This window comes from Thermosipho sp. (in: thermotogales), from assembly GCF_020054775.1.
GTDB lineage: Bacteria > Thermotogota > Thermotogae > Thermotogales > Fervidobacteriaceae > Thermosipho > Thermosipho africanus.
Window position 1 is genome coordinate 1 of record NZ_JAIHAP010000074.1, and the last position, 9170, is coordinate 9170.

7 protein-coding genes are annotated in these 9170 nt (G+C 29.5%); all 7 read left to right on the forward strand.

The features are described 5' to 3' along the window. Positions 1 to 249 precede the first annotated feature (249 nt). Positions 250 to 2760, forward strand: coding sequence for a polysaccharide biosynthesis/export family protein (locus JG780_RS09460; protein ID WP_287570316.1), 2511 nt, complete (start codon positions 250 to 252; stop codon positions 2758 to 2760). Between the two features lie 25 nt (positions 2761 to 2785). Beyond that, entirely contained in the window at positions 2786 to 4414 is a 1629-nt protein-coding gene (locus tag JG780_RS09465) for a GumC family protein (RefSeq protein ID WP_287570317.1), read from the forward strand. After that, the gene (locus tag JG780_RS09470) at positions 4411 to 4758 is read left to right on the forward strand and encodes a P-loop NTPase family protein (RefSeq protein WP_287570319.1); all 348 of its coding nucleotides are present in this window, start codon (positions 4411 to 4413) and stop codon (positions 4756 to 4758) included. Before JG780_RS09465 ends, JG780_RS09470 begins: the two co-directional genes overlap by 4 nt. 50 nt (positions 4759 to 4808) lie before the next feature. Beyond that, on the forward strand, positions 4809 to 5987 hold the full coding sequence (locus JG780_RS09475; RefSeq protein WP_287570322.1) for a glycosyltransferase family 4 protein: 1179 nt from the start codon (positions 4809 to 4811) through the stop codon (positions 5985 to 5987). Continuing rightward, positions 5984 to 7378, forward strand: coding sequence for a lipopolysaccharide biosynthesis protein (locus JG780_RS09480; protein ID WP_287570323.1), 1395 nt, complete (start codon positions 5984 to 5986; stop codon positions 7376 to 7378). The genes JG780_RS09475 and JG780_RS09480 overlap by 4 nt, the downstream gene beginning before the upstream one ends. A 17-nt stretch (positions 7379 to 7395) precedes the next feature. After that, a complete protein-coding gene (locus JG780_RS09485) occupies positions 7396 to 8487 on the forward strand; it encodes a glycosyltransferase (protein ID WP_287570325.1) in 1092 nt (363 codons plus the stop codon). A gap of 12 nt (positions 8488 to 8499) precedes the next feature. Then, the coding region (locus JG780_RS09490) for a glycosyltransferase family 2 protein (RefSeq protein WP_287570326.1) at positions 8500 to 9170 on the forward strand (671 nt) is incomplete at its 3' end.

Here is a 9170-nt window from a genome sequence, read left to right on the forward strand (position 1 = left end):
TTTTTTTAAAAACTGAAAATGTGGAATTGATAAAGAATTCAAGAATACCTAAGATTTTGATATTGCGTATTGACTACATGGAAATAATTGATTAACATGAAAGTATTCATGCTAGCGTGAATTATTCAGAAACAATCTTTTGTAGAAAAGCAAATGCCTTTTATTATAGCATGCCATATGATATAATAAGAGTTGGTTTAAGTAAGTTTTAAAATAATAAAAATAGCATATAGCTGGGAGGTTTTTGGGATGAAAAAAGTTATCATTTTATTCTTGGTTTTCTTTGTTGTAAGTATTTTTTCATACACTGTAAGAGTAGGAGATACATTAACAATTGAAGTTTTAAACCAACCGCAGCTTTCAAGAACAGTTAAAGTTGCATTTGATGGAACTATTCCTTATCCATATGCAGGTAATATAAAAGTTGTTGGAAAAACAGTTGAAGAAATTGCTCAAATACTAAAACCATATGCGGAAAAAGTTGTAAAAGATCCACAGATTACAGTTTATGTTGTTGAGTATGCACCAATGCTAGTTTTTATACAAGGGGCAATTAACAAAGTATTTGATATATCTGTCTATCCGGGTATAACCTTAACGAAGTTGTTTTCTTTTGTAGGTATTTCAAAAGATTCAAACGTTGATTTTGAAAATGTTCAAATAAAACGTGGAGATAATATAATTTCAGTTAATCTTTTGCCATACTTTTATCAAGGAAAATTTGACAAAGATATAGTTTTAAAAGAAGGGGACATAATTTATATTCCACCACTTCTAGATAGTAAAACAATAAAGGTTATGGGTGCATATACTCTTGAAATTCCATATGAACCTGATATTAAATTAAGTAATGTTCTTTTAAAACTTGGACCACTAGATGAAAAATCTGCAGATATTGAAAATGCAAAAATATTTATAGATGGAAAAGTTATTGAAATTAATCTTAAAGAAGTTATTTCAAACAAAAAAGATATAGAACTTTCTGCAGGCTCAAGGATATATATTCCAAAAATTCCAGAATTTTACGTATATATTCAAGGGTATGTAAAAAATAAGGGAGAGATAGAGTTTTTAGCTGATGAGAAAAAGACATTAAAAATATTACTTGCAAAAGCTGGTCTTTTAGACGAAGAAGTTGAAAATGAAGGTATAGTGGTGATTAACAATGAGAAAAAATTAAATGCCAAAGATGTAGTTTTTGGAGAACAAGATTACAATTTAAATAAAGGAGACATTGTTCAGGTTTTATACGAACCATTTACTGTTAATGTTGTTGGATTAAAGGGTGGAAGTGTTACACTGCTTCATAACGAGCCGAGGACTTTACCGTATTTGATTAAAAAGATAGGAATTAGTCAGCCTGAATCAATTGAATCAGTTCAGTTGGTAAGAAATGGTAAAATACAGGATTTTGATATTAACACTCTTATTTATCAAAATCCTTCAATTCCACTTGAAAAAAATGATACTATTGTAATTAAAAGTTCTCAGGCAAATGCAGTTTATTTAACGGGAGATATTGCCTCGTATGTAGGTTTTGCCTTAAATGAAAAGATAACGCTACAAAGAATATTAGCAAAAGTTGGACTTTCGGACTATAGAAGAATTGATAGTATTACGTTAAACGGAGAGAAATTAGATTTTAATAAAGACATGGAGATAGAAAAAGGATCAATACTAAATGTAACTTTGAAAAAGCCTATTTATGTAACTGCAATGGGATATATTAAAAACACGGGAAGGGTAGAATTTAACTATTATGAAACAGCAGACCTTAAAACCCTTTTTGGAAAGCTTGGAGGCCTTATTGTAGGTCCTGACTTGTATTATACATCTGATAAGGTTTATGTAATAAGAAATGGGAAAGTTGTAAATACTTTAGATGCTCAAAAGATATATAATGGTGAAGAAAATATGATGCTTGAAGATAATGATTTTGTATTTGTAACTGAAAAAGCTCCAAGGTATGTGTATGTACTTGGAAAAGGAGTTTTAAATAGTATAGTAAAATTCAAAAATACAGAAGAGTTTGATTTTAAAACACTTATTTCAAAAATCGGTGGAATTAAAGATGGAATTAGTAAAACTGTTACCATTTTAAATGGTTCTACGAAAACAACATTTACTTGGAATGAATATACAAATATGGAACTTGAAAATGGTAGCACCATTATATTTGATATTGATACGAAAAATTATGTATTTGTTGTAGATGAAAGTGGAAGACCTAATATGTTTTATCTTAGCAAGGAAAATACAACACTTTATGAGTTAATGAGCAAGGTAAATATTAACAAGGCGTATAAATTTGTAAAACTTACTAGGGATGCAACTGAAAAAATAATTGATATTTCAAACATTGAATATACTTTGTCATTTAATGTAAAACCTGGAGATATTATTAAAGTAATTGATGCTCCACAAAATATAGCATACGTGCTAGGTGAAGTTAATAAGCCTGGAGTTATTTCTGTTAATGAGGGAACAACCGTTCTTGAGGCAATAATTTCTGCAGGTTATTTTGGAACAAAAGCAGCTCCTTCTTCAGTCTACCTATACAAAGGCGGAATTGATGGAGAGGCAATAAAGGTTAACCTGAGTGGGGCAATTAGAGGAGGCAATATTAAAGAAAATCCAAAGGTTGAACCAGGTGACATTGTTTATGTACCTGCTGATGCATTTAAAACAGCACTTGACTGGGTGCCAGTTATTAGAAGCTTAATAGGTCTTTATAACGATGTAAACGGATTAATAAACTAAAACATATTGAGGGAGGGCTGGAATAATGGATAACAACCAAATAGACGAATTAACATTATCAGATATTCTAAAAATTTTCAAAAAAAGGAAACTTTGGTTTTGGGCAGTATTTATACTTACGATCCTTGCTACAGGAGTCTATTTATACTTTTTTGCAACCCCGATATATGAAATTTCTACCAAGGTTAAAATACCGGCTAAGAGTAGCTCAACCTCGCTATCGTCTCTTTCGGGAGCGGCTGCTTTGGTTTTGGGAGGTAGCAGCGCGCCTGGTATTTCAGATGAGATAGAGATTATAAAGAGCAGGAAAACACTTACCAAGGTTATTGAACAACTAAATCTTCTCGATTATTTTAAAAATAAGGTAAAAGATAAAGAAAAAAGGGATAGTGTAACTATAAACTCTGTGATATCAACACTTCAGGAGAAAGTAATAACTGTAGAGCCTTTAAAAGATACTTCCTTTATTGAGATAAAAGTTAGTTTAGATGATAAAGAGCTTGCATACAAAATTTCTAAAGCACTTATAGACGCATATACAGAAGTTTCAAGTGAATTAAATAAAGATGAAAATACGTATATGATTGAATTTATTGAAAAACAACTACCTGTTACCGAAAAAGAGCTTGCTGAAATAGAGGAAAAGTTAAAGAATTTCAAGCAAACAAAGTCAGTTCTTCCTTCAAAAGAGGCTGAATTGCTTTTAGATGCACTTTCTGAAATTGACAAGCAGTATTTTGCAACAAAGATACAATATCAAGAAACATTGGCAAAGCTTGATGAACTAAAAAAATCTGTATCAGATGTAAAAGACCTTATAGAAAAGCTCAAATATATTCCTAATAGTCCTATAATAGCATCTTTGCGTGAGAAATTAACGGAATATCAAATAGAATATAACGCACTGCTTCAAAAATATTCAGAAGACTCTGTCGAAGTTTCTGAATACAAAGCAAGAATAGAAGAGGCTCAAAAAAGAATTCAACAAGAGGTTAAAAATATTATTTCAAGCCAGCTAAATACAGATGATCCTATTTTAAGTAGTATTTCATCCGAACTTGTTACTACTCAATCTTCTATTGAGATTCTCAAGGCAAGCCTTAATGCACTATTAAGTTTAAAAACTGAGCTAGAAAATCAAATAAAAAAACTGCCGGAAATTGAGCAAGAATATTTATCACTTCAAAGAGATTATCAATTAAAACAGAGTGCATATGTTCTTTTAAAGTCAAAACTTGAAGAAGCAAAACTTACAACTGCAGGGCTTAATTTAAATGTCCCTATAATTGTTGATGAGCCATTTATTCCTGAAAAACCTGCAAAACCAAACAAGAAACTTACTTTGGCTATTGGTGGAGTTCTTGGAATTTTCCTTGGGATTTTGGCTGTATTTTTGTCAGAGGCAAGTGATAAGAAGATTAGAGACTCGTTTGATATAGAAAAGCTTATTGAAAAAGAACCAATAGTTCTTACAGGTAGTAGCGATTTTACAAACTTGAAATTTTTAAACGATATTAAAACAATTGCGTTGAACTTACTTAAAGAAGGAACACCAAAAACTATTGGTGTTACAAGCATTGGAAAAGTTGAAGAAAAGGATGATGTTACTTTAAGACTTGCAGAATTTTCTCATCAACAGGTAATACTATTTTGATTGATTTTGAAGGCAAATATATTGCAAGAGGCTTGAAAGGAACTGATAAAAATAATATTTACAATTTCAAGGAAAATTTAGACGTGTTTTCTGCAGCCAAAACATCTGAGACGTCTGAATTTTTGAAATTGGTTAATAATTTTGAAAAAGATTTTGAAAATATTAAGCAAAATTATGACTATATAATCTTTAACCTACCAAACTATGAAAATCCTGATACTTTGGCATTTGTAAAATACTGCGAAAAATTTGTTTTGATTGCAAAAAAAGATGTTAGTGAAAAAGAAAGTTTCTTAAAAGCTTATGCAGATTTAAAAGAAGCAGTTGTGGTGTTGAAAAAATGATAATTTAAAGCAAAGTTTAATTCTTAAAATAAAAACAGGAGTGAAATTTTTTGAAAGTATTGCTACTAACAAATTTGTTTCCAAGGGTTTCAAATAAAAATGGAGGAATTTTTATAACAAGTAGATTACGAGAATATAGAAAATTTAAAATTTCATTTGATGTTGTTTCTTTAACTTATAAAGACGATTTTCTGGTTAGAGCTTTAAAGAAAATTTTAAGAAGAATCTATAATGATCCTTTAAAAGAAATAGAAGGAATAGATTATAAAGTATTTAGATGGAATATTATTAAATATCTGTTTTATAAATTAGGGCTTTTAAATCTTTTTAGGTCCTTATGCAAAAGTATTGAGAAAAAATTTGATTTAGAACAATATGATATTATACATGCACACGGTATGTATGGAGATGTACCAGCAGGTTTAATTGCAAAGTTTTTGGCAGAGAAGTATAATAAACCTTTTGTAGTTACTTTACATGGAAGTGATGTTAATGTATTAATGCCACAAAGAAGCTCTGAATACAAAAGAGTACTTGAATCATCTTCTGCGAATATTTTTGTTAGCAAAGCTTTATTAGAAAAAGCAAAATCATATGGTTACTCAGGAAAAAATGCTGTGGTAATTCCAAATGGATACGATCCAAGCATTTTTTATTCAGTTGATAAAGAAGGTATAAGGAACGAATTGGGGATATTAAAGAAAGATTATAAATATTTAGGATTTGTAGGAAATTTGGTTTATATAAAGAGGGCAGATAAACTTGGTGAAATATTTAATAACATTGCAAGAAAATACCCTAAAACATATTTTATAGTAGTTGGCGATGGACCAATGAGAGATATAATTAAAAAGGAAGCACAAGGATTAAATATAATTTTTACGGGAAGAATTCAGCAGAAAGAAGTAGCAAAATGGATAAATGCGATGGATGTAATGATACTTCCTAGTCGAAATGAAGGATGGCCCTGCGTTGTGTTAGAAGCCCAAGCATGTGGAACTTGTGTTATTGGAAGTAACAATGGAGGGATACCCGAAGCTATAGGATTTCCAGAATATGTCGTTGAGGAAGGAAAAGATTTTGAAGAAAGAATTTCAGAAAGGGTTGTTGAAGTATTAAAAAAAGGATATGATAAAGAAAGATTAATAGAGAGGGCCAAAAATTTTACATGGGGCAGTTTAGTAGGTAAAGAAATAGAAGTATATAAGCAGGTGATATTAAATAAATGAGAAAATATCTAAAAATGTTTTTTTCATTTTCTATAGGCACTTGGCTTAGAGCAATAATAAGTTTTTTCTCTACACCTATTATTAGCTATCTTATTCTTCCTGAAGAGTTTGGAAGAGCCTCAATGTTTACATTGACTTATAATATAGCGTTACTTATTTCTTTACTTGGTCTAGATCAAAGCTTTGTAAGGTATTATTATGAGGAAGAAGATAAACCCAATATCTTTTGGTCTTGCCTTATTCCTTCAATTATTTTAGGATCCGTTGTTTCTTTATTTTTTATATTTTTTGACAAATCACTGAGCATATTTTTGTATGGAGATTACTACAAAGGGATTGGCTATCTTCTTTCATTTTCACTTCTAAGTGGAATTCTTCAAAGATTTAATCAGCTTTCAATTAGAATGCAAAAAAAAGGATTTTTGTTTTCTTTAATAAGTGTAATTTTAGCATTAGGAAATTTTGGGGGAACGGTAGTATATGCATTAACCGTATCTAGAAGTTTTTATGCAATTATTTTTGGGCAAATAATAGGGAATATATTCGCGCTTTTAGTAGGATTCTTTATAGACAAACAATCTAGAATTGTTTCAAAGTTAAATTTTGAAAAACTAGTAGAATTTTTAAAATATGGAATTCCTTTTATTCCATCATCGATTTTGTATTGGCTTTTTTCATCGATTGATAGGATTTCACTGAGGCAATTTTCAACCTTTACTGAAATAGGACTTTATAGTGCAGCATTTAAAATAGTATCGATTATGCAGCTAATTCAAGTGGGATTTACTACCTTTTGGGCTCCTCTTGCATATGAAAAATATAATTCAAAAGATACTTCCGATAATTTTTTTGAAAAAGCAAATTCATTAATTGGTGCAATTTTATTTATTTTTGGATTATTACTTTTAGTTTTTAAAGATTTAATATTTTTGCTTTTTGCAAAAAGTTATAGAGAAGCATCATACATAGCACCATTTCTAATTCTTTATCCAATAATGTACATGTTGTCTGAAACGACGGTATTGGGGATTAATTTTACTAAGAAAACATATTGGCATATAGTTATAACTGGAGTTTCTGCATTTGTAAATTTTGTAGGTAATAACCTTCTTGTGCCGTTTTTTGGAGCAAAAGGTGCAGCAATATCTACAGGACTTTCATATGTAGTTTTTTTTACTTTAAGAACGATTATTGCACAAAAGTATTATCCAATGCATATAAAGATGAAAAGAATTTATATATCTGTAATTTTGATAGTAATAGTTGCAAGTTTAGGTACGTTTTTTAAGGCAAGCTATATATACTATATCTTTTGCATTTTAGTTTTACTTATTTATCTATTGCTATATAAAGATGTAATTTCTTATGTAAAAGACCAGATGAAAAAATAATCTTTGGAGGTATTAGTGTGAAAATATTTATAATTGGTTATATGCATCCAAAGTACGATAAAAGGGTTTTTAGGACAGTAAAAGCATTATCAAAAGATAATGAAGTAATATATCAATATTGGACGGATAAAGAGGAAATAGAGTCTAAAGAGGGGAATATATTTTATAAGCCGATAAAATATGAAAAAAATGTCAAAGCTAACCCAATATTAAAATTAATGCGTAGAAGAAAATTAGATAAAAAGATAGTAGAAATGATAAAAAACTATGACTATGATATAGTATACTTTCATCATTTTCTTGCATCAAGACCGCTTGCACCATTTAAAGTAGCAAAAAAAAGAGATAAAGTGGTAATTTACGATATCCATGAATACCATCCTGAGAATTTTTTAAATACGCTAAAGGGCTTTGCAAAAGTTTTAAAAGAAAAAGTAATGTGGAAAATTTTTGAAAGACAATTAAAAATGTCTGATAAACTTGTTTTTGTATCAAAAGAAACAAAAAGTGATATCTTTGAAAAGTTGAAAATAAATAAGCCTTACTTAATTATTCCAAATTATGCAAGTATTTCTGTTGAAAGCAAAGAAAAAAAGAAAGAAATTTCTTTTGTGGGAAAAGTAACGAGAAATTTATCAAATGAAAAGAAAATAATAAAGAGGCTTATAGAAAAAGGCTTTAAATTTAAAATCATCGGAATGGATTCAGATGTTTTTAAAGATATTCCTCATGAATATACCACTTTTTTACCGTACGAAGATATGATGGAACAGCTTTCAAAATCTGCATTTTCTTTGATTTCGTACAATACTGTAATGGATGAAAGTTATAAAAATGATATATTTGCATTACCACATAAGTATTATGATTCTATAGCTGCTGGGACACCTGTAATAGTTAAAAATACTTTTGTGTCAATGGCAAAAGAAGTTGAAAAATATGGAATAGGTGTAGTTATAGATCCAAATAATGTAGATAAGTCTGTTGAAAAGATACTTAAAGCTTACGAAAACTATGAAAATCTTCTAGAAAACATAAAAAAATACAAAGATAGATTTGTTTGGAATGAAAAGAAAGAAAAAGAATTTATTAGTTTTGTGTTAGATTAGTGGAGGCTTGAGATGAAAAAAGTAACAATTGTAATTCCAACAAGAAACGAGGAAAAGCATATTGAAAAATGTATAAATTCAATTTTAGAAAATGATTATCCCGAAAAAGAGATAGTAGTAGTTGATGGAATGAGTAGTGATAAAACAAGGGAAATTTTGAAAGAATATAAAGACATAAAAATAATCGATAATCCAGAAAAAATTACTCCAATTGCACTTAATATTGGAATTAAAAATGCCACAGGAGATTACATTATGATAGCTGGAGCACATTCAACATACTCAAAAAATTATATCTCTGAATGTATAAAAAGATTAGACGAAGGAAAATGCGAGATAGCTGGTGGCAAGGTTATAACAAGGCCGGGAAGTGATACAAAAAAGGCGATAGCAATTTCAAAAGTTCTATCGCACCCATTTGGAATAGGTGGAGCAAGGTATAGGATAAATCCTCAAAAAGAAATGTATGTTGACACAGTAGCATATGGAATATACAAAAGAGAGGTATTTGAAAAGGTTGGAACTTTTAATCCAAATCTTGTGAGAAATCAAGATATTGAAATGAACCTAAGAATTAAAAATGCAGGGATGAGAATATTACTTGTTCCAAATGCAGAGAGCTATTACTATGCAAGAGATAATTTTAAAAGTTTATTTAAAAATAACTTTCAAAATGGATTGTG

Excerpts from the sequence above, each read along its gene's own strand:
- JG780_RS09460 (WP_287570316.1), top strand. The coding sequence starts at position 250 with ATGAAAAAAGTTATCATTTTATTCTTGGTTTTCTTTGTTGTAAGTATT.
- JG780_RS09480 (WP_287570323.1), top strand. The coding sequence starts at position 5,984 with ATGAGAAAATATCTAAAAATGTTTTTTTCATTTTCTATAGGCACTTGG.
- JG780_RS09465 (WP_287570317.1), top strand. The coding sequence starts at position 2,786 with ATGGATAACAACCAAATAGACGAATTAACATTATCAGATATTCTAAAA.